Source organism: Mesorhizobium sp. M0340, from assembly GCF_040321535.1.
Taxonomy (GTDB): Bacteria; Pseudomonadota; Alphaproteobacteria; order Rhizobiales; family Rhizobiaceae; genus Mesorhizobium.
In genome coordinates, this window is record NZ_JAMYRR010000001.1 from 118,082 (window position 1) to 142,268 (window position 24,187).

The following is a 24,187-nucleotide window of genomic DNA, read 5'->3' on the forward strand; positions in this document are numbered from 1 at the left end:
GGTGGAGGACCTGTGGCTAAGTCTTGCTCAAATCTACGGTGAGTCGCAACGGGCTGGTTTTGACGCCTGGCGGCCAACACCTCTGGACCGATTTCGAAAGTTGTCGGGCCGCTTCCGCCGCTGCTTCCGAATGAGGTTCGTAGGATACAACCGTAACCGACTTGATCTTGCCGGCCTTGTCCAGTGTCACCTCGAAAGTGGCTTTGACACGATTGTCGACAGCGGCCACCGGCAAGACCAGGCATTCGTCAATCCGCTCAATACTGACAGCCTGTCTGGCGTGTGCGGAAACCGAACAAACAGCCAGCAGCGAGGTCATCAAAAATCGCATCGTCGCCCCCTTGGATAGCCGACAATAGCGTCTAACCGCGCTGCGGGTAAGGATCAAACCATCGGGTGGGTGAGAGCGCGCCGAGGCTGAAGCTGCGCCCCTCTCCCCGTTTTACGGGGAGAGGATGCCGGCAGGCAGGTGAGGGGCGGAGCCGGCATTCAGAATTTCGCGCTGCCCCTCATCCCCTGCCGGGACCTTCTCCCCTTAGAGCGGGGAGAAGGGGGCACGCTCAATAATTGCCGTTATAATACCGGTCATCGCAGGGGGCGGTGTAGATGCGGCCGTAGCGATCCTGATAGCGGCAGAGCTGTTCGCCGCGCGGTTGCGGGGTGGTGGCGTTGCCGACGACCGCACCGAGCAGGGCGCCGCTGGCTGCGCCGATAACCGTGCTTTTGGTGTTGCCGCCTATGGCCTGGCCGGCGAGCGCACCGGCGCCGGCGCCGAGCAGCGCACCGGTGCTGGTTCTCTGCTGTGCTTCGGTCTGCGCGCAGCCTGCCAGCGCGGCGGTTACGAACATGGCGGCAATGGCTCTGGATACGGTCATCGTCTGATACTCCCTTGAAGTCTATGAACTAATACGCAGGCTGATTTTGCCAAGTAGGGTCGCATTTGCGGCGGAACATAGGCACCGTGCCTCACGAAATAAGACATGGTTGTTTTTGTCTGACGGCCGGAGACGACGGCTCGGCAAGACGATGCCCAAACGAGACTGATCTTTGACGGCCCATGTGCCCGATCTGCTTTTTCTACGCAGCGGCTAACTCTTCCTCAAATCCCAAAAATGGAGAAACCAAATGACCCGAGGTCTTGCCCGGACGCTTTCGCGTGCCGCCGCCAGAGAAGCCGGCCTTGCCCCGCCCAAGGCGGGGCTTGCCGTCAGGACGACCGGACAGGGCGGCGCCTACCGCTCCGTCTTCTCCTTCAATGCCATGCCGGTGCCGGTCACCGATGCACTGGCCTATGCCAGCCAGAAGCTCTTTGACTTTCTCGATGGCAAGGTGCGGATCAAGGGCGGCACGGCAAGATTGCAGTTCGCCGTGCTGACGCCGCGAGCATCGACCATCAACGACAATGCCGCGCTGACCTGGTCGCTCGGCTCGGCGGCAGCGTCGAGCGCTGTGCTCGCCGGAACCATGGTCAATGTGCTGGCCGCGACCGGCCGCACGCTGGATGGCGCCGGTGCCGCGCCGTCGAGCGCGTCGATTGCCGATGTTGCCGCAGCCTTGACGCTCGACGGCACCGTGACGCCGGTCGACCTCTATTTCAATCTGGCGTTTGCCACCGGCACCGACATCGATGCCGACGGCACGATTGCCGTTACCGGCACGATCACGCTGCTCTGGGAGAACTGGGGCGACAATGCGTAGGCGCTAATCTCCCCCCTTGAGGGGGAGATGTCGCCGAAGGCGACAGAGGGGGTCGGTTCGACCGGGCGCGACCCCCGGCGACAGATGAGGTCGGCGCTCCACGCGCGGCTACTCCCTCTGGCCTGCCGGCCATCTCCCCCTCGAGGGGGGAGATACCAAGTTTCACCGCCAGTGCTCTCATCACCGGCCTTCAAACTCTCAGCAAAAGGAATCTTCTCATGACAGATCTGGCAGACGCCGGGTCCGTGGTGGCGGTGCCACCGGCGGGCAACCTTGCACGGCCACCGGCCAACGGGGACAACGGGTCCGCCCCGCCTAAGGCCGCAAGCTGGTTTGACGGTCTTTCCGAAGGCAACCGCAAGCTCGCTGAAACCAAGGGCTGGACCAAGCCTGAAAGCCTCAATCGAGTTTTCGCCTCCTATGCGGAGCTGGAGCGGCAGCAGGGTGAGAGCCTGCGCGTTCCGGCAGCCGATGCAGCCGCGGAAGACTGGGACAGGTTCCATGCCCGGCTGCCCGAGGCGATGCGTCCGCTGACCTCGCCCGAGAAGGTCGAGTACCGGCGCCCCGACGGGCTCCCCGAAAACTTCGCCTATTCGGACGAGCTCGCCACTGCGTCCAAGGCCTGGGCGGTCAAGGCCGGTGCTACCCCGAAGGTTGCACAGGCCTATCACGACCGCTTCGTCGGCTACATGGCCGAGCAGGCCAAGGCACAGCAAATCGCCGTTGCCCGCTCGGTCGAGACTACGCACGACGACCTCGTGCGGGATTGGGGACCGACCGGGAGCGATGGCTTTCGCCAGAAGCTCGAGGTCGCCAACCGGGCGATGAAGAAGCTCGGCCTGGTCAATGCCTACAAGGCGAAGGGCATCCTTCTGCCGGACGGCGCCTTGACCGACCCGCAGATCGCCAAGGCGTTCCACGCTATCGGCGAGGCGATGTTCCGCGAAGACACGATCGACGGCAATGCTGCCTTGAGCGGAGGCAACCCCTTCAAGCGCAATGCCGCCGGCGAGCGCAACCTGACTGGCATCTCGGCGCTCGTCAAAAGCGACCCCGCCCGCGCCCGGCGGCTGGCACGCGAGGCCGGCGAAAACCCCGACCTGTGGATGCCCAACAACCCTCTTTGACCCCAAACCTGAAGGAAGACAAAAATGGCAGACGCCTACACCCGTATCGCGGACGCGATCGTTCCGTCCGTCTACGCGCAATACTCGTTCGAGGAGCACGTCCAGTCGCTGGAGATTTACCAGGCCGGGATCCTGTTTTCCGACCCGTCGATCGCCTCGAAGCTCAGCCTGGGCGGGCGCTCCGTCGACATGCCCGGCTGGAAGGATCTCGGCAACGATCCCTCCGAGCCGGTCAATGACGACCCGGCCGACTCGATCGAGATGAAGAAGATCGGCGCGCGCCGCGAAGTCGCGGCCCGCAATGTGCGTGCGCAGGCCTGGGGCATCCCGGACCTGACCTCGATCCTTGCCGGTGACGATCCGCAGAAGCTCATCGTGCGTCGCCAGACCGACTACTGGCAGCGCGCCAACAAGCTGACGCTGCTCGGCATCCTGAAAGGCGTGCTGGCCGACAACATCGCCAATGACGGCGGCGACCTGGTGCGCGTCACCGGCGCCTCTATCGTCGACACCGACATCATCGAGGCCGCCTACCTGATGGGCGACCGCGCCGACAAGTTCAAGACGATCTGGATGCATTCGAAACAGATGAAGGCACTGAAACTCGCCGACCTCATCGACTATGTGCCGTCGTCCGAGCAGGGCGGGCCGCTGATCCCCTATTACATGGGGCTGAGGGCCGTCGTCGATGACGACATTCCGGTTGCCGGCGGCGTCTACACCGCGTTCATGTTCAAGGACAAGGCGATTCTGTGGAACGAGCTGCCGGTCAACACCGAAGGCGGGCCGCTCGAGTTCGACCGCAAGCCGCGGCAGGGCCATGGCGGCGGCGTCACTGAAATGGTCGGCCGCCGGCATTTCGTGCCGCATGTGCCGGGCACCCGCTTTCTCGACGCGTCCTCGGCCGGCGAATTCGCCACCGATGTCGAGTTGGCACTGGCGGCAAACTGGGACCGCACCGCGTCGAGCGTCAAGCACATGACGTTCATCGCGCTGAAGACGACCGAGGCCTGATCGGGCGAAGGGGCGGGCATCAGACGTCCCGCTCCTTCTGGACGCCAGGCCACCGTGGCGAATCCCAAGTTCACCCGCTGCGCTGCGCCGGAGTGATGTGAATTTTGGGGTTCGCTACAACATTCATGTTGCCCTTTGGCCAATCGACGGCACCAAACAGTTACAAGAAAGGGCGATGCTGACTGTCTCGGCAAGGGAGGTAACTATGAACATGAAGTACAAAACAGTTCAGGAAGTGCTCCGAAAAGCGGGGATTGTCATGAGCAAGAAGGGGGAAGTTCATCGCATAAACTTCTTCAGCGGTCTGGAAAACACCGCCTACTACACGCCGAGTCTTCAGGATGCCCTGGACAAGGGCTTGGCTATGGCAGGAGGTGCCGGAAGGGTGAAATCAGGCGCCTTTGTCAAGTCAGCCGAAACAGGGCAGTGGATCGCGACCAGCGCACGCATCGGCTGACACAATCAAGGCAAGACATCGCCGCGTTGCGCGGCGGTGTTGTGAAACTGCAATAGCCCAAGCATTGCCGTCTTTCTTGCTCGAATGGGAAAAAGACGGCTGACGAAGCGTCTGCCACGCCATTTCCTGACGGGCGGTTCATGGCGTGACGGCCTCATGCACGAGACGTGCAACATCTGCCCAAGCCACAAATCACGAAAATCCCCAGCCGCCTTGAAGCGGCCTTTTGCCGTGGAGGCACCATGTCCCGTTTTCCCCGACCAATCACACAGCCGGAGGCCTGAGCCATGGCCATCACCCCGCTCGACATCGCCAACATGGCGCTCGCCGTGCTCGACGAGGCGCCGATCGACAGCCTCGACCAGGACGCCAAAGCGGCGCGCCTGCTCAATCTGCATTTCGACCTGACCCGCGAGGCCGAATTGACCAAGCATGCCTTTGTCTTCGCCATCCTGGCGGCCTCGGTCGCCGGCTTCGACACCGGCAGCGGCGCTGGCACGCTGAACTTTGCCTATGAGCTTCCCGCCGATTGCCTGCGGCCCTTGCCGCTGACGGGGAATGGCGAGCCGGACGGCGTTCCGCTCTCATGGCGGCAGGAGGCCGGGCTGATCTATTCCGATCAGGCCGGCCCGCGCATCATCCGCTATGTCGCCAACCTCACCGACCCCAATGACTGGGACGCACTGTTCAGCGAAGTGATGGTGGCGGCGCTCGCCATCAAGATCGCGCATCCCTTGACCCACAAGGCCGGCATGATCGACGTCGCCCGCAGCGCCTATGAGAGGGCGCTGGATGCCGCCTATTCGGCCAATGCCATCCAGCGCGGGGGCAGATTTTGCAGATCCTCCTGGGCTCTCCAGCGCGGCGACAACAGGTTCGTCGGCCGATGACCACGCTCTATCCGGTCCAGGACGCTTTCATCCGCGGCGAGATTTCTCCCCGCTTGCATGCTCGCGCCTCGCTCGAGCTTTACCGGGCGGCGCTGTCGAAATGCACCAACTTCGTCACGCTGCCGCATGGCGGCATCAGGAAGCGCGGCGGCACCTATTTTTGCGCTGAGGTGAAGGCTCCGTCAAAGGCGACACGGCTGATCCCGTTCATCTTCTCGGCCGACCAGGCCTATGCGCTCGAATTCGGCGATCTCTACATCCGCGTCTATGCCTATGGCGCGCGTGTCGGCACGGTCGAAGTCGTTTCGCCTTATCTCGAGGCCGATCTGTTCGACCTGCAATTCGTCCAGTCGGCAGACCAGATGTGGATCACCCACAAGGATCATCCGGTCAAAGTGCTGACGCGCACCGCGCACACGACTTGGACGCTCGCCGATTTCGTCTTTCTCGACGGCCCATACGACAAGATCAACACCACCGCCACGACGTTGACACCGGCCGCAACCGGCAACGCCATGCCGGTCATGGCCTCGAATACGCTGCCAAGCGGCACGGTCAGCAACAGCAACGGCTCATCCGACGTGTGGCAGGTGTTCGATGGCGACAAGCAGAAGGGGGAGAACATAGCGGGCTTTCCGAGCGGGTATCTGCGCTACCAGTTCGGCGGCGGCGGGACCAAGACGGTCGACGCCTACTGGATTACCGCCACGAATGATCACTCAGACACTGCATCGCCGACCCAGTGGCAATTCCAGGCCTCGCACAACGGCACCGATTGGACGACGCTCGATAGCCGGGACGGAGAGACCGGCTGGTCCAAGTCGGAAACCCGCTTCTTCGACGGCTTCAACAACACGGTTGCCTACGAATATTATCAGCTGCTGTTTTCAGGTGGCGGCAGCGACGGAACCGCTATCGCCGAATTGGCCCTGCACGAATACGCGCCGTCGCAAATGCCGTTCGATCTTTCGGCCTCCTCGATCGTCGGCATCAATGACGGCATCGGCTTCCAGACCAGCGATGTCGGTCGCGCCATTCGTCTGCTTGGCGCGGATGGCTTCTGGCGCTGGGCCAAGGTCGTTGGCCGGACCAGCACGACGGTAGTCACGGTCCAGTTATACGGACACGCTCTGCCCGATCTCAGTCCGATCATCCGCTGGCGTCTCGGCACGTTCGTGCCCGGCAAGTACGTCCAGAGCGGTTCGCTTTACGAGGAGCGCCTGGCGTTCAGCCGAAAATTCTCGGTCTATGCCTCGCAAACCGGCGATTTCGATAACTTCGCCACCGGTGAGAAAGACACCGACGCGCTGGAATTCGTGCAGGCAGGTGGCGGCCAGGCCAATGACATTACGTGGGTGGCGGAATCGGACGGTGCGCTGATCATCGGAACGCTTGGCGGGGTGAGGGCGCTGTCGGGCTCCGGCATCGACGAGGCGCTGACGCCGTCCTCGTTCAAGAACCGCCGGTCCCGGACTTTCGGTTGTGCCCCGCTGCGTCCCGTCGATGCGGGGCAGTCGTTCCTCTATGTGACCCGCTCCCGCAAATCGATCGCCGAGCTGACGCAAAACGCCACCGGCCGCTTCACCTCCGACGATATCGGTCAGATATCGGAGCACATTGCGAAGAAAGGCGTCGTTGAACTCGCCTTCCAGACCGACCCCGACCCACTGCTGTGGTTCCCGCTCGGAAATGGCGAACTCGGCGGCTACACGCACCAGCCGTCGCAAGACGTTCGCGGCATGCATGTCCACAAGATCGCCGGAAGCTTCGCAGGATCGAACTGGGCCGTTGTCGAAAGCGCCGTGGTGACGCCCGGCCAGGACGGCAACGACGATCTCTGGCTGATCGTCAAGCGCACGATCGGCGGCGTGACCAGGCGCTATATCGAAATAAAGACCGCGCCGTTCGAGTATGGCAGGATCGGCGATGCATTCGAAGTCGACTGCGGCCTGACCTATGATGGCGTCGCTGTGGGCACGGTCTCAGGGCTTGATCATCTCAACGGCGAAACAGTCGACGTCCTGGCCGATGGCAAGGTCTACAAGGGCCTTGCTGTGGCCGCTGGCGCGGTTTCGCTGCCCGGTGGGGCTACGGCAGCCAAATGGCAGGTCGGGCTCGGCTACCAGTCCGAAGCCAACACGCTAGAGCTCGACGTCGGCGGCCGCGACGGATCGATCGTTGGCCGGCGCAAGAAGGTGGCCAAGCTCATTCTTTCGCTGCTGGAAACCGACATCGCCGGGCTTCAGGTCCAGTCGTTCATCCGCGGCCGCTGGGAGCAGGTTCGCATCCCGTCTGTGGTTGCTCCCGACGGCATGGCGAAATTGTTCACCGGCAATGTCGAGGTGCCGATCGACGATAGCTGGGAAGGGCAGGGGCGGGTGAAGATCCGCCACACCAACCCGACGCCCTGCACGATCAGGGCGATGACGCCGGTGTTCGACGCCGAGCCGTAGAAACTGCTGATCTCCCCCCTCGAGGGGGAGATGTTGCCGAGGGCGGCCGAGGGGGGCGGTTCGTCCTGACGCGGCCTCCTATCGCCTCCATCGCAGGGGAAGAACGCCGGCGCTCCACGCGAGACGACCCCCTCTGGCCTGCCGGCCATCTCCCCCTCGAGGGGGGAGATCACCTGCTCCGTCCTCCTTCGCTTCCCCAACCAAGGAACCCACCAGTGACCCCAACCCATGCCGAAGACCTCGGCAGGGCGCGGACGGCTGCCGATTTCGCTGCCATCCGCGCCTTGCTCGACACCGACCTTAACAATGCGATCGCCCGCAAGCAGGAGCTGCAACAGGCCGAGGATCGCGCGATTTTCGGCGAGGGCGACCTGGCAGCAGCCCGTGCCGCCCTTGACGACTGCAACGATGCAATTGCGCTGATCGAGCAGACCATCGAGGCAGCGGACAAGCGCCGCATCGCCGCCGCCCGAAGCGAAGCCCGCGTCGACATTGAAGAGCTTGGCGCCGAGATCCGAACAAAGGCGGCTTCCCTCGGTGAGCGCTGGAAGAGCGTTCACGAGCTGATCGAGCAGCTGCGCCAGGAGCTGTTCGCGGCCGATGCCTTGAGCCGCGCCGTCACCGCCGCCAACGGCCTTTTCGATGCCGACGGCGCCGTCGACCTGAAGGTCAACCTGACCACCATCCGGCGCACCGCCATGGCCGGTCCGCGCGCCGCCCCGCCATCGCGTCTCAGCCGGCCGGCGATCCAGGCCGACCGACTGCTTTTGTCCTTCCTCAGCCCGGGCGGCGTGCTCGACCGGCGGCCTGCGATCGGCGCGCCGGTCGACGGCATCAAAAGCAAATTCATTCCCGCCGGCGAACGAGGCTGACCATGTGCACACTAGCTCTTATCGGTACGGCGCTTTCGGTCGGCGGCGCGCTGGCGGAAGGCCAGCAGTCCAAGCAAATGGCCGACTACCAGGCCAAAGCCTATGAACAGCAGGCGCGGGCCGACGCCCAAAGCTCGGCCTTCGAGCAGGGCCAGGAGCGCCATAAGCAGGACCTGCTGCAGGCCCAGGCGCGTGCCCAGGCCGGCACTTCGGGCGTCGCCATCGCAGGCTCGCCGACCGAGGTGCTGGCCGCCAATGCCAGGCAGGGCCAGCTCGACCTGAAGGCGATCCGGTACGGCTCGCAGCTGCGCCAGAACGGTCTCGCCACGCAAGCGGCGATCGCGCGCTTTTCCGGCAGGCAGGCGGTGGGCGCCTCGATCTTCAAGGCCGGCGGCAGTCTCGTGTCCGGCATCTCCGGCCTCTACGACCCGGCCAAGACGGTGACGTTCGGCAGAAGCGCCTTCCCGCCGGCGCCGGGTGGAGGCCTCTACTGATGGCCACCATCCCGCTCCAGCTTGCCCAGCGCCGCCTCGATACCGGCACTGTGGCCTCATATCCCAACGGCTCGCCGGTGGGCGCCGCCATGCAAGGCTTTGGCGACGAGTTGTCGGCGATTGCCGAACGCTTCCGGCAGCAGAAGCAGCAGCAGGATGCGTTCGACGCCGGCATTATCGGCCGCGAGCTGAACGCACGCATAGCGCACGCCGAGGCCGTGGCGGTGCAGACCGCGCCGGCCGACGGCGGCGGCCTGCACGACTTCATGTATGGCCAGCTCGATCCGCGCAGCGACGGCGTCGTCAAGCCCGGCCTGTTCGACCAGATCTTCGACGACACCGCGGCGAAAGTGCCGGAGGGCGAACGCGCCAATTTCCTCGCGCAAAAGCAGGCGTTGCGGCTGGCCGGCTCGGCGCGCATGGCCGCGCAGCAGCACGCGCGGCGCCAGACCTATGAGCAGGCCGAGTGGAGCAAGGTCGAGCAAATCTATACCAGCTCGATCGCGCAAAGCGACCCGAACGACACAGAAACATTCGAGGCGATCAGGCAGAGCGGGCTCGACCTGATCGGCAAGATGGGCAACCCGCTTGCCCGGCAAGCGGCCGAGGCCGCCTGGCGCAGCAACACGGCAAAGGCGCTTGTCCAGGCGATGATCGCCCAAGACCCGAGGCGCGCCGCCGGGATGCTGGGGACTGGGCCGGTCTCAACGGACGGCAGGACTAAGGACGATATCATCGAGGCTGTGGGCGGACCTCGGGCGAGTGGGTCCAGCGTGCTGGCGACGCGCGAAGCGCCCGTAGGTGGCCTTCCATCCGACGAACCACCTATCCGCATGGGTTCCATGGAGCCTGTCGGAAATAGAGCCTGGGCTGCCGCAGGACCCTGGATTGCCGACCTGTCGCCGGACGCGATTCAGGATCTCGGCCAGAAGGCGCAGGTAGCGACTGCCGCAAGCCTGGTCGATGCGCGTACCAACATCGACCTTGCTTACCAGAATGCGCCGGCTGCCATTGCCAATACCGGCAGCTATTCTGGCAAGACCCCGGGTGCCGAAGACTTCACGGCCGTATACGGCGCCGAAGATGGCGGCAAGCGTCTCCGAGCCTTCAACATAACGGCTGATATCGGTCGCGCGGTTTTCGACATGCGACCCGTCCCGAACCAGGCGATACACGCCCAGATTCGGGATTTTGAGCCCGGCCCCTACGGCGCGCCGGAAGAGCGCAAGCAATATGAGATAAGGGCCGGCGCCGCGCAATTGGTGCTTGGTGCCAGGCGCGCCGATCCCGCCGGTTACGTCGGCCAACTGTTCCCGAACCGTGCTCCGGACTGGGACAAGATCACAGCTCCTGAGGATTATAAGGCCGCCGTCACCTGGGCCGTCGCTGCTCAGCAGGAGTTGGGCTTCGACCGAATACTGCCAATGCCTTGGGCTGTAGCTGGCCAGCAGGCGGCGAAATACATCGACCAAGGCGTCCCGTTCGAAAACCGCTTTGCCGAGTTGAGTTCGATCGTCCTGGCGGTTCGCGATCCGGATGCCCGCAAGGCGACAACCCAACAGATTTCTGTGGCGGCGGAAGCCCAGTGGCGAGCCAAGGCCGCCCAATATCCGAACCTCGCGCCAGAGTCGTTGGAAGCCCAGGTTGCAGTGCTCAAGAACGGGCTGGCGTGGATCGGGGAACATCCGGCCCGAGCCCAGTACAGCACCATGCCGCTGCTGCAGCAATTCGGCTTGGCATTGTCGGATGTCGGCCGCCTCACGGCTAAGGGCGTGGCTGCCGACGGTGCGGACGCGATCTCCGCCGGGCTGGACTCCGTTTGGTCGAGCGGAAACTACGAGAACCTTCTTGAAGATGAGCAGGCCGAGACAGAGGACGCCGAGGACCGGGCCGCCTCGGCCGGTTGGGTGGCGGAGGCCCTCGGCGCAGGCTTAAGCGGATATGCCCTGGCGACGGGTTTGTTCGGTTTGCTGGGTCGGGCAAGCGCTGGCGCGGCGGCGGAGAACGGCGTGATCGGTCTTGGTGCCCGAACCGGCGTAGCGGGTGTGGCGAGTGGCACTTATGGCGGGGCATACGCCTTCAACACAGGACAGAGCGTCCCCTGGGGAATTGCCAACGGCGCGCTTTGGGGGGCGGGCGGCAATGTCCTTGCCGAGGGACTCAGTGCAGTTGGCAGCCAGGTGGTGGCAAGGCTGGCGGAGCGTCCTGCGAATGCTGGTTCTGCTGTAACTCCAGAAGCTTCGGGTCCTCGGATATCCGAGGCAATGCCAGACCCGCTTGCTACAGATGTGGGAGCAACCGGTGGCGGCACCAGCGAAATCTCTGTTGGTCAGGACCTGCATCTATATTACATGCCTGAATGGGACGTTGCGCAACGGGCTGCCGCGGATCTCAAAGTGCAGCTGTTAACTGCTGCTGAAACCGTCGTGAGCCGCGCGGTTCGGGTCATCAAGGGAGCTCGTATGAAGTTTATTGCCGCCGGTAATAAAGTCCCCGCTAGCAGCCATGTTGATCATACAATTGATTTGCAACTAGGAGGTTCTGACAAGCTATCCAATATGGCCACATTGGATGCGAGTGTTAACACCAGCCTTGGTTCTCAGATACAGCAGCGGATCAAGCATTTGCCTTATGGAACCAAAATTAACAAAGTAACGATTGGAGATCGCAATGTTCGAGACATTTCGCCAAAACTTCCCGGTGGATAGTAGGGTGCCCGCGGACACCGGCAATTTCTCCCTGGATACGAAAGTACCTGGATTAAGCGAGCTGTTGGCCAGTTTCGGCGGTGCTTCGTTCAAGCACGGTTTGTACAGGATAATCCGGGCGCAGGACGTGGCACGTTGGAACGCACGTGTCTGCCTGGGTTTTCCGGAATTCACCGGCCGGATCACCTGCTTTGGTTATGATTGGCTGGGGACGGCGCTTGCAGTCGATAGCCAAAGGCTGGAACAAGGGGAACCTGGTGTCGTGATGTTCGAGCCGGGCATGGGCGAGGCTCTTCAGGTGCCTGCCAACATCCGGACCTTCCACGAAGTCGATGTCATCGAGGACGAAGATGCAGCATTGGCCGCCAATCTCTACTCAGATTGGCGTGAGGCCGGCGGCGCCGAGCCAGCCTTTAACCAGTGCGTCGGCTATAAGATACCGCTGTTTCTCAACGGGAAGGACGAAATCAAAAACCAGGAGCTGTCGGACCTGGAAGTCTATTGGCACATAATGGGCCAACTTATTGCGAAGGTGAAAGACCTGCCACCGGGAACACCTGTCAATATCCGAGACCTTCTCTAAAACAGGGTTTCCGCTGATCTGCCACTGGGGACTCCCGTTTGAAGCTTGGCTAGAGGCGGTATTTGCCTCTGGTCTGAAGGGGTGCAACCCCCGCGGTCTGTGATGCGCGCTATCGGTTTTGTGGCCGGACGGCCCGAGTAGAGCGTGCCGCAACTAGCCAGCGGTCTGATTGTGGTCACGATGCTGGCTTATGGCCTGATAACCGCAGAGCGGTCCCAGTCGGTGGTGCCTTCTGGATCGCCTCCCATTTCAGACGAAGGATTGACCTGTTGCGCACGGACTCTTTTTCGACCATGGCAAGGATCGTTTTTCTGCTCACCTTGGCCGGCGTTCTCCTGCTCGCGCTTTCGCCGGTGCGCTTCCTGCAGGAGTTGGACCTGGGCTTCACCTTCCACCACGACAAGCTCAACCACGCCGCGGCATTCGCGGTGCTGGCGGCGCTTGGAAGCCTCGGCTGGCCGGAACACAAGACGAGACTGGTCCTGCTCCTCGCCATCACCGGCGCGGCGATCGAGCTTCTTCAGGGCGCCCAACTGATCGCGCGCGATATGGATATCCTCGACTGGGTCGCCGACTGCGCCGGCATGGCCTGCGGACTGGCGGCCATGGGCGGCACAAGAAGGCTGATTGGCGGATTGCTGTAGCCCGTTGCCGCTCTCTGTCCGGAAAATCGCCGGCTGCGCCGGATAGCGCGGTGTCCGGCCGCGTAGCTTAAGTCTCCCACCGACAGCACTGAACCCCTTCCAGCCTCGCTTGTGCGGGGCTTTTTTTATGGAGCAAGCCCTCATGTCGCGACCTGCAACTGCTGCCGTTCGTCTCCTGACCGGCGAACGCGAACCCGTGCGCCTCGCGACCACGGCCGACATCCTCCTGCATGGCCTGCACGCGATCGACGGCGTGCCGGCCGAGGTCGGAGACCGCGTGCTGGTCAAGGACCAGGCCGACCCGACGCAGAACGGCATCTACACGGCGAGCGCAGGCGAATGGTTCCGCGCCGCCGATGCCCGCACTACGCGCACCCTGCAGAAGGGCACGACGGTCCACACCCAGATCGGATCGGTCAATGCGGACCGCGTGTTCGAGTTCACGGCCGACGAACCGGCCGTCGGCGCCGATGCCATCACCGTCGCCGCATCCGTTCCGCCCGACATCGCGGAGATGGTCGATGAGGTCGAAGCATTGCGCGATGAAACCCAGGCGCTGAAGGATGCTGCCGAAGCCAGCGCCGGCCAGGCATCCGCGAGTGCTGCCGCTTCAGCAGCGAATGCCGGGCAAACCACAGCCGACCGGGCTGCAACCAATTCCGATGCCGTCGCGGCCGCGGCGGCCGTCATCAGCGCTCAGGCTGCACGCGACGCTTCGCTCTACGGCAAGGGCATTTTCCCGACGACTGCCGCGGCAATCGGTTTCGGCGTCGCCGGCAACGGTGCGATCACGCCAGGCTCGAGCGGCGCCAACGGCATGTTCGACCTGGCGTTTACCGGCGGCACCGGGTCGGGCGCTGCCGGCCGCTTCGTGGTGGCGGGCGGGGCGCTGACGCAGATACTGATCACGGCGCCGGGCTCCTACACGGTGGCGCCGTCGTTCAGCTTTGCGGCGTCGGCCGGACTGGCCGGCGCCGCCGCTGCGGCGGTGCTGGGCAGGAATGTCGATGTCGGCGAGTATTTCTGGACCGAAGTTTCGACTGGTTCTTTGGGGTTATTCAATGTCGGGGCCGGACCGGCAGCAGTTGATACGGGCGTCCGGGCGGCAACGGCGGAAATTGGCCTGATCAGCTCAAGGATCGTCGGACCCGTTCCGATCACGGGTTCCGTCGGCGGCACGGTGATTACGAACGACAGCGTCTATTTCTGGCCTGGATCGCTGTCGACGGTCGATGAATATCTGTCGACCTTGGAGCTTGGATTTGGCATCGTGCCGGGAACAGCCCACATCCTTATTGCCCACGTCGAGGGCGACGGGACGCTTAGCCTGGTTTCCGAGCAGACAATGTCCGTTCCAGCCGGCCCGTCGTCTGTTGTTTCAGGGCTTTCGATCCTGAAGCCTGCCGGCAGCGTCATGGGCGTCCAGCGCACTGGCGCTGGTAGCTGGTACTACACTGCCGGGGCAATTCCGAACGGCGAAGTCGAGTGGTTCACGGCGGCGGTTCCGGCCTCGCACACTGCCAAGACTATAGGCGCTGTAAATGGTCCGCAGTGGAAGGCGACCTTCACCGGCGAAGTCGCCGTCAAGGCGCGTGCTGCCTATACCACGGCAAACGGTCTCGTTTCCGCTGTCGGCGTTAGCCAGGAAATCGGTTGGCCGACGCTGGTCAACACGGGGTCGGACGTTCCGGGCAGCTACAGCGTCATCATGCAGACGCCAGCGCCGGCCGACGGCCATATTACAGCGGTGGACGTTGGCGCTGGCGCTGGCGCCGGCGCTGCGCTCATTCATGTAGTGGACTATCTCGGCGGGTTGGTGGTCAACATCCTAAGCACATATGCGGTGACGCTGGTCAACGGGGTCGTTCATATCCCGCTGGGTATCCCAATCCCAGCCGGCAAATATCCGGCGATCAGCGGTGGCGCCTACAAATTTCAAAACAACGTCAACCCGCAAGGCATCCCAGCATGGATCAAATCAGGCGCGCTGTCCAATGGCGCGACCGTAGCATCGTCCGCCCAGCATCGGTACGAGGTCCGCTTTACGATCAAGACCGGTCTGCTCGCCGATGCCGACCGGGCCTTGACCGGCGGCGCTAGCAATACCGGCATGAACCTGCTGGCTGGCGCCGATCCTAACGGCGTCGTCGATGCGACCGCGCTGTTTGCGTCCGCGGCGAGCGCTCATCCCAATCCCTATGTGCCGCCTGGAAATTTCGCCTTGACGGCTATTCCCGCATCTGGCGACGGTTTTTGGGGACCTGGCAAGCCGGCCGTCAACAGTAAGCGCTTCTTCATTCCGCGCCGGCCGTCGCTGCAAAATCTCTATGACGGCTTTCGCGCGACGATGGCCGAACACATCGCCAACAACGATGTGCTCTGCCTGATCGCCGATAGCATCGGCCATTGGGCGCTTGCCAGCGACGGGCCGAAACACTGGTTCAACCTGGTTACGCGTTTTGCCAATATCGGCATTGCCGACGATGAACCGGGCATGACTGCTTTGCGGCCAAGCTCTACCTACCTTCCGACTTTCTATGGCGTTACCGTCGCCGGGAGCGTGTCGACAGGGTCGCGCGGGCCGATCGGCGAGAGCATCATCCTCGCCGCCGGCGCTTCCTTGGCGTTTGCCGGCACCTATGAACAGGTCGACGTCCACTACACTCAGGACACCGCTCAGGGATCGCTTGCCTTTGTCTTCAACGGCGGCGCGGCGTACAAAACCGTCAACTGCGCCGGCGCCCTGGCGCTTGATAGGTATTCGGGGCCGTCGCTCACCGGGCAGGCGGCAAGCGGCAATTACACTCTTACGGCTGTCGGCGGTCCTGTCGAGATTACCGGGCTCATCAGGCTTGGCGTCAAGGCGGCCGGCTCGCGTCCGCGCCTGCGCACCTTGCGCGCGGCACACGGCAGCTATGCCTTCTCGTCATTCAACACCGCGCGTCTTACATCGGCCGCCGCTCAATGCGGCTACGCCGGCGGCAAGATCGTGCCCATCCTGGCGCTCGGCATCAATGACAGCTTTGGCACGCCGCCGGCCACGATATCGGCAAACATCGCAACAATCATCAACACGCTGGAAGCGGCCGCTGCACCGCGTATCCTTGTGATGCCGCCGACGCGGCCGTCAGCCGCATGGGATGCAAGCTACACGGGCGGTCGGAGCTATGATGCCGCCCTTGGCGCAATCCGTCAAACCTATCGATCGCGCAATGTGCTGACCATCCCGATCGACGGCTTCGACTACATCAATTCGGGAAACTATCAAGAGGGCTTGCATTTCAACGATGCCGGCCATGACGGCAATGCGCTGCGCTTCATCGAACAAGTCGCGGAAAGGGGATAAGCAATGGCATTCGCTATTCAGCATAAGGGCGAAATCATCACCGAGCTCGAGGAGGGCGAGGAATGGCTGGTGGTGGGCGCAATGATCATGGTCGCAAAGCCGAAGGATCCGGCACACAGCCGCGAAATCCCGGTTCCTGACGGCGACATTGAGGGTCTCGTTGAGGTCTGGGTAGGCGGCGTAGTCGACGCTGGACGCCATTCGCAGGCAATGGCAGGATGAGGTCGGCGGGGGCTATCCTTGGAGGATTGTCTCATGGCGCATGCCGGCAGCATCATCGACATCTATGACGACTATTACGCCGATGGAAAAGTAGCCGCAAAACGGGACATAGCTTCAAACCAGTCGGTCGGGCACATCGAAGCGGTCATTCAAGGCCAATTCTTCGACAGGATTCTTGACATCGGGGCGGGCGAAGGTGCGGTGCTGGATAAGCTGAACAGGAAGGGGCTCGGTAAGAAGCTTGGCGCCGTCGAGATTTCGAAGAGCGGCGTCGAGGCCATCAAGGCAAGAAAAATCGCCAAACTGGACAGCATCGACGTATTCGACGGCTATCACATCCCTCATCCCGACAAGTCGTTCGATCTCGGGCTTGCCATTCACGTCGTCGAACACGTCGAGCACGAACGGATGTTTCTGAGGGAGGCAGCTCGGGTCTGCAAGAAGCTCTATATTGAAGTGCCTTTGGAGCATACGCGAGATCTCAGCAAGGCCATTCGAATGTCAGGGCCGTATGGGCATATCAACTTTTACACGCCCCAAACGTTTGAAAACCTTCTCAAAACGTCCGGGCTAAAGGTAGAACGGCTAAAGGTTTTTGCGCACGACCTCGCCTATGAACAGCATTTGGCTGGCGAAAAAAAAGGATGGGTAAAACACAGACTGCGGACCGAATTTCTAAGGTTTGCACCCAAGACGGCGATGCGCAGCATGGCCTACATGGCCGGAGCTCTGTGCTCAAGTCAATGATCTAGCAGCAGCGCCGCCGATTTGCTTTGCAGGATTACCGCCGACCATACTAAAGGGCGGCACGTCTTTCGTGACGACAGACCCCGCACCAACGACCGATCCCTTGCCGATCGTTACGCCCTTGAGAATAATGACGTTGAAGCCGATAAAGACGCTGTCTTCAATCTTCACTGGCGCAATGGTGATCTTTGACCAGTCCTTTTTTCCCTGATGCCAGTCGGCGACATCTTCCTTGCGGTCTTGCCAACCCGTCGCGTGTGAGTTGTGATCGACGACTGTGGTACCCCAACTAATGATCACGTCATCTCCGATTTCGATCTTCTCAGCCGCCACGAGGTGGCTCTTGCCGATATAGGATCTTTTTCCAACGGTGATCTTTGCATCGGCGCGATCGAAGGAAAAGACGCCGTTGATGATGCATTCTTCGCCGATCGCATGCTTGCCTCGCCGCAAACTGCGGACGCTCCGCAAACTTAGCTTCGTTTCGGGGCCGGAGTTGATGCCGGCTAGGCGGTAGAGGAATGGTGGAACGAATGGCATATCAGTTGCGGCCGAAGCGCGACTTTCGCACCCTCTCTGCGAAAAGCTGCGATCGCTCGAAGAAATGCTTCCAATGTTGGTGTTCAGATACCCCTTCGAAGAATGTCCGCGCCGCGTCTTCGAGGTCCGAATCAATATCTTCGAGGTCCGAATCAATAATTGCACGTCGGATTGGTGGCTCGTCGGCTAACTGAGCCGACAACCGAAATTGGCTGTTCGCAATAGACAGGTCAGCCTCCATCATCCATGCGTCTCTTTACGACCTAGCTATTGCGACAAGCGGCGACGGTTTGCAAGTTGCAAACACCCGCGCCCGCCAGTCTGGACGCCGTTTGAAAATCGCCGAAAAGACGTCGGAAGAATTGCTCTGCGAGGGCCGCTCTGGATGCTGTGCGCACCAACAATGGCACACCCGGCCGACCAAAAATTCCTACAGCTGGAGTTGTATTTCGGAATTGTCGGGGTTCATCGGTGACGCGGACCCGTCGCCGGCGGAGCCGCTACCGTCTGCTGTCCTGCGGCTTCTGGTGAGGTTCCTGGCTTTTCGACCACCAGATAAAATAAAGCGAACCCATCTTCATCACAGGCACGCGGCGGTCGCGCTCCCGAGCTCGCAACTCACGATAGGTCTTCATCTTCAGAGTGCCGCCAGGCAACCTGATACGCACTGCCATCGGTCCAACTCCCGTTGTGCAACGCAGCAATTTTCGTGCAATGCGGTAAATAGAGACCTTCCCTTACGGAAGAGTCAACAGCAGCCTCATCAACTTATTTTGCGAGCTCGCCTGCGGAGGCTGAGCGGGCTTCCCAGGCGCATGCCAGGTCGGAAGAATTTGGGACGTTCACCGTGGCGACTGGTCGTCAATGAGTCGCTGGCGGTTCGACCACCAGGTGAAATAAACCCGGCCGATCTTGACGACAGGTATGCGGCGGGTGCGCTCGCGATCGCGCAATTCGCGGTACACTTTCACCTTCAGCGTGCCGCCTGGCATTCTGATACGTACTGCCATCGGCCCCCGCCTGATTGTGCAATGCAGCATCAAAACCTTCCGTGGCGGAAGAGTCAACGCCTGTCCGCTGACTTTTTCTGGGATTTGTCGAGCGGTCTCGGAAGTTTGGCGCGCACGGCGGTTCCTGATCCGGCACCGAGGCATCAGTGCCGGGTCGGGATCGTCGGGTGCCCGGGCTATTTCCTGGGCGAGGACTTGTTGGGCGACGATGGGCGATCGGACATGCCGCTCGGCCACCAGATGACGAAATAATTGCCGACTTGCCAAACCGGCACCTCGCGCTTCTGCTCGCGCCGCCGCAGCTCGTCCCTTTTCTTGATCTTCAAAGTCCCGCCTGGAAGCCTGATTCTTATCGTCACGTGTCCTCCCGTACCCGCTACAGGTACGAACGATAGACGGGAACAGTTTCATCCCGGCTAAGCAATTTCGTCCAGGTCGAGCAATTTCGGGCGCGGTGCACGCAGGAACCGGGACCGGAGCGAGATCGCCGGAACCGGCTTCATTTGAAGAAATCCGCAATGCCGTTGATGGCCAGCACCGCATAGACGATCGGTCCGGCGATAAACGCACAATAGAGGCAGAGGATCGCCGCCAGCACCAGCAGCAGCGGCTTGTCGCGGCCGACGGCGCGGAGTTCGGACTTCACCGTCCAGCGCGCCGCAGCGGTTTGTTCATCATCAGACATGTGCACCATCCCGCGGCCATTTCACATGGCGGGTCGAAAACATCAACCTTGCTTGCCACATCGGCGCGCGCTGCCGCCCAATTCTGCTCTGCCGCCACGCACGTGCTGTTTCAACCTCAAAACCCTGCCCGCAAGGGCGGAAAGGAAACCTATGGACCTTTTGTTCAAGGGCGCTGCCAAGCGCCTCGATGATCTCGACTTGCCGAAACTCGGCGCCCGGATCGGCGTGGGCGAGGACGAGATGCACGCGTTCCTCGATATTGAAACGAGCGGGCATGGCTTCGACGCCCTTGGCCGGCCGATCATCCTGTTCGAACCGCACGTCTTCTATCGCAACCTGTCGGGTGCCAAGCGGGCAAGAGCGGTAGCCGCTGGCCTCGCCTATTCGAAGTGGGGCGAGAAGCCCTATCCCAGGGATGGCTACCCACGGCTCAAGGCAGCTTGTGCGATCGACGAAACCGCGGCGCTCAAATCCGCGTCATGGGGTCTTGGCCAGGTTCTCGGCGAAAACCACGCCGCCGCCGGGTTTGCGACAGTGCAGGCCATGGTGGACGCGATGATGGCCGACGAGGAAGCCCAGCTTGAGGCCGCGATCAATTTCATCAAGACGAACAAGCTCGACGACAATCTGCGCAACCATGACTGGGCGGGCTTCGCCAAGGGCTACAACGGCGCCGGCTATCGCAAGAACGCCTACGATACCAGGCTTGCCGAGGCTTATCGCAAATGGTCGCGCATCAAGGACACGCCTTGGCTGTCTGCCGGCCCGGTGTCGTCGGCGGTCGTCCCTGCAGCTCCGCCAGAGCCAGCGAAGCCAATTCCGGTTCCACAAGCGACCGCCACGCCCGCGTCCTCCGCGCCTCCATCGCCTGCCGCCAGGCCCGGCCTCTGGGCAGCGCTGATCGCCACTATCCTCAAATTATCAGCAATCCTCAAACTATTCGGAAGGAAATGACATGTGGACCCGGATCAAGAGCTTCTTCCGCGGCAGCGAAACAATAGTCTGGGCGCGGCTTCAGGCGGCTATCGGCATCATCGCGAGCATCGTCACCTATGTCGACCCGCAGGTTCTTTCGCCGATCATCCCAGGGGAATGGTTCCCCTGGTTTCTTGTGATCAACGGCGTCTTGACCGAGTTCCTGCGCCGCCGCCGCGCCGAGGATTTGTGATGACCGCGCTCCTCGCCATTCTCAGCGCCATCATCGGCAACAAGGTCGTCATGACGATATTCGCTGCTGTGGCCGGCGGCATCGGCCTTTACATTGCCGGCGGCATCAACCGGGCGAAGAAGGAGGCGGTCAAACAGGCCCAGGCAAAAATCGCGGCCGCCGAGGACCGCCTCGAAATGAACCGCGAGGCTTCCGCCGAAGGGCGGAAGGCCGCCGGCATGACCGATGCGGCAGCAAGAGCGGAGGCTGAGAGATGGGCAAGGCGCTGATCCTCTGCCTGGTGCTGGCCGGCTGCACGACAACCGCGCCGGCCGGCAATCCGCGGCAAGTCTGGTGCGACCAAAGTCAGCCACGCCGGCCATCCGCCCCGGTCATCGCCGCCATGACCCGGCCCGAGCTCGACGAGATGAACGCCTTCAACGGGCAGGGCGCCAGATGGTGGGGGTGGACGCCATGATGCATGAGCTGCTCGACGTTCTGGGCATCAAGGCGCCGGTATTGGTCGCCGGCCTGTCCGGCGGCATTTTGCGGGCCTTGTCACGTCACCGCTACAAGGTCCGCGAAATGGTGGCCTCGCCGATCTGCGGCGCGCTGGCGGCGGCCTATCTGACGCTGCCGGTCGTGCATTATTTCCGCGCCGCTGGCCTGCCCTTTCCTTCTCCGGACGACGACACCACGACGCTGGCCGCGGCCTTTCTAATTGGCGTATCGGCGATGTGGATCTCGGATATCGTCTTCGAAATGCTCGTGCGCCGGTTCGGGCCGGTGAAGGAGGAGTAAGCCGCCCAAGCCTGACTAAGAGTGACGTTCAGTTGAAGCCCGCCGCGCCGAAAGGTGCGGCGGGCTTTTGCATTTTCCCTGGCAATCTGTACGATCTTTTCTTTGCGAGGGCGGCTCGATCCGGCGCTTGCGAAACCAAGATGCGCGTTAGGCTTCACGGGAGATGGTGGCATGCTTGCCAGAGTCCTGACACAAGCGGCAGTCCTTACAGCCGGGGCGCTTCTGTTTGCCGCGGCGGCCGACGCCCGGCCGGACAGCCGCGCGATGACATGCGAACAGACGCAGCTTCTGATCCAGAGGCATCGCTCGGTGGTGCTGACCACCGGCCAGAACACCTACGACCGTTACGTCCGCCAATTCGGCAATGAATGCGACTGGCCGCAAGTGCCGCGCGCCGCGTATATCAAGACGCGTGACGGTCAATGTCTGGTCTATCGCTGCCAGGAGCCGGTCTTCGACCTCCCGAATTGAAAGCAGGGGCTCATCCGACTGTCTACCCGGACAGCGAGCGCAGTGCGAAAGGCAATCACTCATTCCTCGTCGAAAGGACCACCTTCGCGTGTGAGATCGCGTGAAATAACGCGTTCCTCCGTATCGTCCGGCAAGGCCTCGTCGCTGTCCTGGTAGGCGTTGTCGTCGTCCTCCTCCGGCAGTTCGCCGTCTTTCTCGACGTCGTAACGGATGTCGCCGTTTTGCGGCACGCCGTCAGGGAGGATTCTCCCGCTCCGGATGGCATCCCAGTCCTGCTGCTGGATCGTCGGGCTCTCGGTCTCGTCGTCGGTTCGTTCTTTCCTGCGCGGTTCCATCGCTGGTTCTCCATAATGTCGGCGGCCCTGAACTGGCTCAGTGGTTGAACTCATAAGTCTGGCAGCCGGTTCCGGGCCGCTGCGGTCTGGGCGCATTGCCGCACGACGGAACCAATCGCGCCTGCCCGCCTTCACATTCAGAAGATACTGGCGCGAAAGGAGCTCGACATGAGACCGCTCATTTTCTTGCCGTATATGCTAGGTGCGATGGTGCTGGCGGCGCCGGCGGCCGCGCAGCCGGGCGAACAGGCGCAATCCGACCGCTGCAAGGTCGAGCCGCAGGATCAGAAGAACCAGCAGCAGAAGCCGGCCGGCAGCAATTTGTCCGACACGCTCGAGCCATGCGGTGGGGTCCTGAAGCCGCCGCCAACGGGCGATCAGGGCATGGCGACGCCACCGCCGAATGAGGGCAAGACCCCGGTGCTCAAGCCCGGCGAGGTGCCGCCACAGCCGCCCAAGCAGTAGCCGCTTCATTTGCTGCCACAGGGGCTTGCCCATGGCGGTAACGCCGCGCTGTCCCGGCAGGTTTGTTGCCCTCGCTCAGGAACATTAGCTTGTCCTAAACGTTGTTTCAGACGCAGCCGATATCACCCCCTCCGGTGTCGCTGCTGATCGGGAAACCGATCGGCCCGCGTCCTGCGACGCGGGCCACCGTAGCTCATTCGCAGTTCATTCGCCGCACCGCGCGGGCACTTCACCACCATTCGATTAGCCGCCACTTACGGAACAACAAGGTGGCGTGGGCGTTTGCCTAGAGGGTTCGCCGCTTCGACCGGAATGCCGCGTCGCAAACTTTAAGGGCGAGGCCCGTAACAACAGGAGTAGACGATGAAAATCCACCTTGTTCCTGCTGCGGCGGGATTGGTGTTGCTCGCCGGCGTCGGCGTGGCCACCGCGGACCAGGTGATTGTCACGCCCGAACAGCAGACGGTCATCCGCGAATACGTCCATAAGCACCCGTTGGCGTCGATCAATCTTCTGGGCGTGGAGCTCAATATCGGTTCCACGGTGCCAGATACGGTCGAGCTGCAGCCGATCGATGTTCCCGACGTGAAGTACAGATACGTCGTCGTCGGCAATCGCACGGTGCTCGTCGACCCAGGCACCCGCAAGATCGTGCACGTCATCGAGTGATCGGCGCTCCCAAACCGCGAACCGGATTTGGAAAGGTCACGGTCTAAATTATCGAATAAGAGCTCCATCCCGAGCGATCGGGATGGAGCCGCTGTCGTCGCGAAACAAGGAAAGGAGCCATTCCCATGCTGCCGCATGTCGAGCGGGCCAACGTCGCCGCCGCCGTCGACAAACTGCTTGCTGAACGAGGCGATGGGCTGCTGTCGATGAAGGTGGCGATTGCACTGTTGCGCGAACGCACCGGAACCGAGCGCTCGGACGCCGACCTTGAAGGGCTGATCATCAAGAAGGCGGCGCTCCTCGGCGTCGCTGTCTTGTGTGACAGAGAGGTTCAATGACGGTGTTGCCTGGCGCTCAAGACGCGGGCCGAAATTTCGGCTAGAACAAAGTCGCTTACGCATGAACCGAGCCGACGGAGGCATCAGTGATGGACAGGCAGGAACGGATTCGCCAGCGGGCACACGCGATCTGGGAACAGGCAGGCAGGCCCGACGGGGCGCATCAGCAACATTGGGATCAGGCTACCGCCGAAATCGACGCAGAAATCGCCACGAAAGAGAAGACCGCCAGCCGGCCGAAGCCATCACCACGTCAGCCTAAGACGGCGCCCGCCGCCAAGGAGGAAACCAAATCCAAGGCGCGACCACGCAAAGCGTGAACTCGAGCGGACTTGATTCCATCGCTGGATATCGCGGTTCGGCGTCTGTACTTTCGTCCGCGGTCGGCAGCAGAGACAGTCCAGACCGGTCAAGAATGACGCAGCACGGTGAAGCAAACCCGCGCAGCGCGGATCTTCTCGGCCCATTGT

The 24,187-nt window shown here is 62.3% G+C and carries 33 protein-coding genes; 24 read left to right on the top strand and 9 right to left on the bottom strand.

What is annotated here, in order from left to right:
• Positions 1–16: 16 nt before the first annotated feature.
• Both NKI79_RS00685 and NKI79_RS00690 read right to left on the bottom strand, forming a co-directional pair.
• A complete protein-coding gene (locus NKI79_RS00685) occupies positions 17–319 on the bottom strand; it encodes a hypothetical protein (RefSeq protein WP_352799342.1) in 303 nt (100 codons plus the stop codon).
• A 241-nt stretch (positions 320–560) separates the two neighbouring features.
• Positions 561–875, bottom strand: a complete 315-nt coding sequence (locus tag NKI79_RS00690) for a YMGG-like glycine zipper-containing protein (protein WP_352687421.1) — start codon at positions 873–875, stop codon at positions 561–563.
• Between the two features lie 250 nt (positions 876–1,125).
• On the opposite strand from NKI79_RS00690, the gene NKI79_RS00695 reads away from it, so the two are divergent.
• The 14 genes from NKI79_RS00695 (at position 1,126) to NKI79_RS00760 (ending at position 17,255) form a co-directional block, all read left to right on the top strand.
• Positions 1,126–1,698: a hypothetical protein gene (locus NKI79_RS00695; RefSeq protein ID WP_352799343.1), complete on the top strand. Its 573-nt coding sequence runs from the start codon at positions 1,126–1,128 to the stop codon at positions 1,696–1,698.
• Positions 1,699–1,916: 218 nt separating this feature from the next.
• On the top strand, positions 1,917–2,825 hold the full coding sequence (locus NKI79_RS00700; RefSeq protein WP_352799345.1) for a hypothetical protein: 909 nt from the start codon (positions 1,917–1,919) through the stop codon (positions 2,823–2,825).
• Positions 2,826–2,849: 24 nt separating this feature from the next.
• On the top strand, positions 2,850–3,839 hold the full coding sequence (locus tag NKI79_RS00705; RefSeq protein ID WP_352475507.1) for a Coat protein: 990 nt from the start codon (positions 2,850–2,852) through the stop codon (positions 3,837–3,839).
• A gap of 205 nt (positions 3,840–4,044) precedes the next feature.
• Positions 4,045–4,296 carry a hypothetical protein gene (locus NKI79_RS00710; RefSeq protein ID WP_352475506.1) on the top strand — a complete coding sequence of 84 codons (252 nt, stop codon included), beginning with the start codon at positions 4,045–4,047 and terminating at the stop codon, positions 4,294–4,296.
• 287 nt (positions 4,297–4,583) lie between these two features.
• The gene (locus tag NKI79_RS00715) at positions 4,584–5,186 is read left to right on the top strand and encodes a phage connector family protein (protein ID WP_352475505.1); all 603 of its coding nucleotides are present in this window, start codon (positions 4,584–4,586) and stop codon (positions 5,184–5,186) included.
• Complete coding sequence (locus NKI79_RS00720; protein WP_352799347.1) at positions 5,183–7,639, top strand: phage tail protein; 2,457 nt, start codon at positions 5,183–5,185, stop codon at positions 7,637–7,639. Before NKI79_RS00715 ends, NKI79_RS00720 begins: the two co-directional genes overlap by 4 nt.
• Before the next feature lie 215 nt (positions 7,640–7,854).
• Complete coding sequence (locus tag NKI79_RS00725) at positions 7,855–8,511, top strand: hypothetical protein (protein ID WP_352799348.1); 657 nt, start codon at positions 7,855–7,857, stop codon at positions 8,509–8,511.
• A gap of 2 nt (positions 8,512–8,513) precedes the next feature.
• A complete protein-coding gene (locus tag NKI79_RS00730; RefSeq protein WP_352475502.1) occupies positions 8,514–9,005 on the top strand; it encodes a hypothetical protein in 492 nt (163 codons plus the stop codon).
• Positions 9,005–11,713: a hypothetical protein gene (locus NKI79_RS00735; protein WP_352799349.1), complete on the top strand. Its 2,709-nt coding sequence runs from the start codon at positions 9,005–9,007 to the stop codon at positions 11,711–11,713. Before NKI79_RS00730 ends, NKI79_RS00735 begins: the two co-directional genes overlap by 1 nt.
• A complete protein-coding gene (locus NKI79_RS00740; RefSeq protein WP_352799351.1) occupies positions 11,676–12,296 on the top strand; it encodes a DUF1851 domain-containing protein in 621 nt (206 codons plus the stop codon). Before NKI79_RS00735 ends, NKI79_RS00740 begins: the two co-directional genes overlap by 38 nt.
• Positions 12,297–12,589: 293 nt before the next feature.
• A complete protein-coding gene (locus NKI79_RS00745; RefSeq protein ID WP_352799353.1) occupies positions 12,590–12,940 on the top strand; it encodes a hypothetical protein in 351 nt (116 codons plus the stop codon).
• A gap of 142 nt (positions 12,941–13,082) precedes the next feature.
• Complete coding sequence (locus NKI79_RS00750; protein ID WP_352799355.1) at positions 13,083–16,286, top strand: SGNH/GDSL hydrolase family protein; 3,204 nt, start codon at positions 13,083–13,085, stop codon at positions 16,284–16,286.
• A gap of 3 nt (positions 16,287–16,289) precedes the next feature.
• Positions 16,290–16,508 (top strand): hypothetical protein, encoded by a 219-nt coding sequence (locus tag NKI79_RS00755; protein WP_254820489.1) that lies wholly within the window; start codon positions 16,290–16,292, stop codon positions 16,506–16,508.
• A 33-nt stretch (positions 16,509–16,541) separates the two neighbouring features.
• Positions 16,542–17,255: a class I SAM-dependent methyltransferase gene (locus tag NKI79_RS00760; protein ID WP_352799357.1), complete on the top strand. Its 714-nt coding sequence runs from the start codon at positions 16,542–16,544 to the stop codon at positions 17,253–17,255.
• On the opposite strand, the gene NKI79_RS00765 is transcribed toward NKI79_RS00760, so the two are convergent.
• The 6 genes from NKI79_RS00765 to NKI79_RS00790 form a co-directional block, all read right to left on the bottom strand.
• Positions 17,244–17,795, bottom strand: coding sequence for an acyltransferase (locus NKI79_RS00765; protein WP_352705213.1), 552 nt, complete (start codon positions 17,793–17,795; stop codon positions 17,244–17,246). The two genes, NKI79_RS00760 and NKI79_RS00765, sit on opposite strands and share 12 nt — an antisense overlap.
• A gap of 1 nt (position 17,796) precedes the next feature.
• Complete coding sequence (locus tag NKI79_RS00770; protein WP_352705211.1) at positions 17,797–18,039, bottom strand: hypothetical protein; 243 nt, start codon at positions 18,037–18,039, stop codon at positions 17,797–17,799.
• A gap of 256 nt (positions 18,040–18,295) precedes the next feature.
• Complete coding sequence (locus NKI79_RS00775; protein WP_352799359.1) at positions 18,296–18,469, bottom strand: hypothetical protein; 174 nt, start codon at positions 18,467–18,469, stop codon at positions 18,296–18,298.
• Between the two features lie 168 nt (positions 18,470–18,637).
• Positions 18,638–18,805, bottom strand: coding sequence for a hypothetical protein (locus NKI79_RS00780; protein WP_352475494.1), 168 nt, complete (start codon positions 18,803–18,805; stop codon positions 18,638–18,640).
• Positions 18,806–18,981: 176 nt separating this feature from the next.
• Positions 18,982–19,131, bottom strand: a complete 150-nt coding sequence (locus tag NKI79_RS00785; protein WP_023721750.1) for a hypothetical protein — start codon at positions 19,129–19,131, stop codon at positions 18,982–18,984.
• Between the two features lie 173 nt (positions 19,132–19,304).
• Complete coding sequence (locus NKI79_RS00790; RefSeq protein ID WP_254820493.1) at positions 19,305–19,490, bottom strand: hypothetical protein; 186 nt, start codon at positions 19,488–19,490, stop codon at positions 19,305–19,307.
• A gap of 151 nt (positions 19,491–19,641) precedes the next feature.
• On the opposite strand from NKI79_RS00790, the gene NKI79_RS00795 reads away from it, so the two are divergent.
• The 6 genes from NKI79_RS00795 (at position 19,642) to NKI79_RS00820 (ending at position 21,910) form a co-directional block, all read left to right on the top strand.
• The gene (locus tag NKI79_RS00795; RefSeq protein ID WP_352799361.1) at positions 19,642–20,445 is read left to right on the top strand and encodes an N-acetylmuramidase family protein; all 804 of its coding nucleotides are present in this window, start codon (positions 19,642–19,644) and stop codon (positions 20,443–20,445) included.
• Between the two features lies 1 nt (position 20,446).
• Positions 20,447–20,659 (top strand): hypothetical protein, encoded by a 213-nt coding sequence (locus tag NKI79_RS00800; protein WP_352799362.1) that lies wholly within the window; start codon positions 20,447–20,449, stop codon positions 20,657–20,659.
• Entirely contained in the window at positions 20,659–20,928 is a 270-nt protein-coding gene (locus NKI79_RS00805; protein WP_352799364.1) for a hypothetical protein, read from the top strand. The genes NKI79_RS00800 and NKI79_RS00805 overlap by 1 nt, the downstream gene beginning before the upstream one ends.
• A complete protein-coding gene (locus tag NKI79_RS00810) occupies positions 20,913–21,116 on the top strand; it encodes a hypothetical protein (RefSeq protein WP_352799366.1) in 204 nt (67 codons plus the stop codon). The genes NKI79_RS00805 and NKI79_RS00810 overlap by 16 nt, the downstream gene beginning before the upstream one ends.
• Entirely contained in the window at positions 21,116–21,439 is a 324-nt protein-coding gene (locus NKI79_RS00815) for a hypothetical protein (RefSeq protein WP_352799719.1), read from the top strand. Before NKI79_RS00810 ends, NKI79_RS00815 begins: the two co-directional genes overlap by 1 nt.
• A gap of 171 nt (positions 21,440–21,610) precedes the next feature.
• Positions 21,611–21,910 (top strand): hypothetical protein, encoded by a 300-nt coding sequence (locus tag NKI79_RS00820; protein WP_352799368.1) that lies wholly within the window; start codon positions 21,611–21,613, stop codon positions 21,908–21,910.
• Between the two features lie 59 nt (positions 21,911–21,969).
• Here NKI79_RS00820 and NKI79_RS00825 read toward each other — a convergent pair whose 3' ends face one another.
• On the bottom strand, positions 21,970–22,245 hold the full coding sequence (locus NKI79_RS00825; RefSeq protein WP_352799370.1) for a hypothetical protein: 276 nt from the start codon (positions 22,243–22,245) through the stop codon (positions 21,970–21,972).
• A 168-nt stretch (positions 22,246–22,413) separates the two neighbouring features.
• Here NKI79_RS00825 and NKI79_RS00830 point away from each other — a divergent pair, with 168 nt between their 5' ends.
• The 4 genes from NKI79_RS00830 (at position 22,414) to NKI79_RS00845 (ending at position 24,037) form a co-directional block, all read left to right on the top strand.
• Positions 22,414–22,710, top strand: a complete 297-nt coding sequence (locus tag NKI79_RS00830; RefSeq protein WP_352799371.1) for a hypothetical protein — start codon at positions 22,414–22,416, stop codon at positions 22,708–22,710.
• A gap of 363 nt (positions 22,711–23,073) precedes the next feature.
• Positions 23,074–23,379 carry a DUF1236 domain-containing protein gene (locus NKI79_RS00835; protein WP_352475486.1) on the top strand — a complete coding sequence of 102 codons (306 nt, stop codon included), beginning with the start codon at positions 23,074–23,076 and terminating at the stop codon, positions 23,377–23,379.
• A gap of 125 nt (positions 23,380–23,504) precedes the next feature.
• The gene (locus NKI79_RS00840; protein WP_352799373.1) at positions 23,505–23,717 is read left to right on the top strand and encodes a hypothetical protein; all 213 of its coding nucleotides are present in this window, start codon (positions 23,505–23,507) and stop codon (positions 23,715–23,717) included.
• A gap of 89 nt (positions 23,718–23,806) precedes the next feature.
• Positions 23,807–24,037, top strand: coding sequence for a DUF2934 domain-containing protein (locus NKI79_RS00845; RefSeq protein ID WP_352799375.1), 231 nt, complete (start codon positions 23,807–23,809; stop codon positions 24,035–24,037).
• Positions 24,038–24,187: the final 150 nt, after the last annotated feature.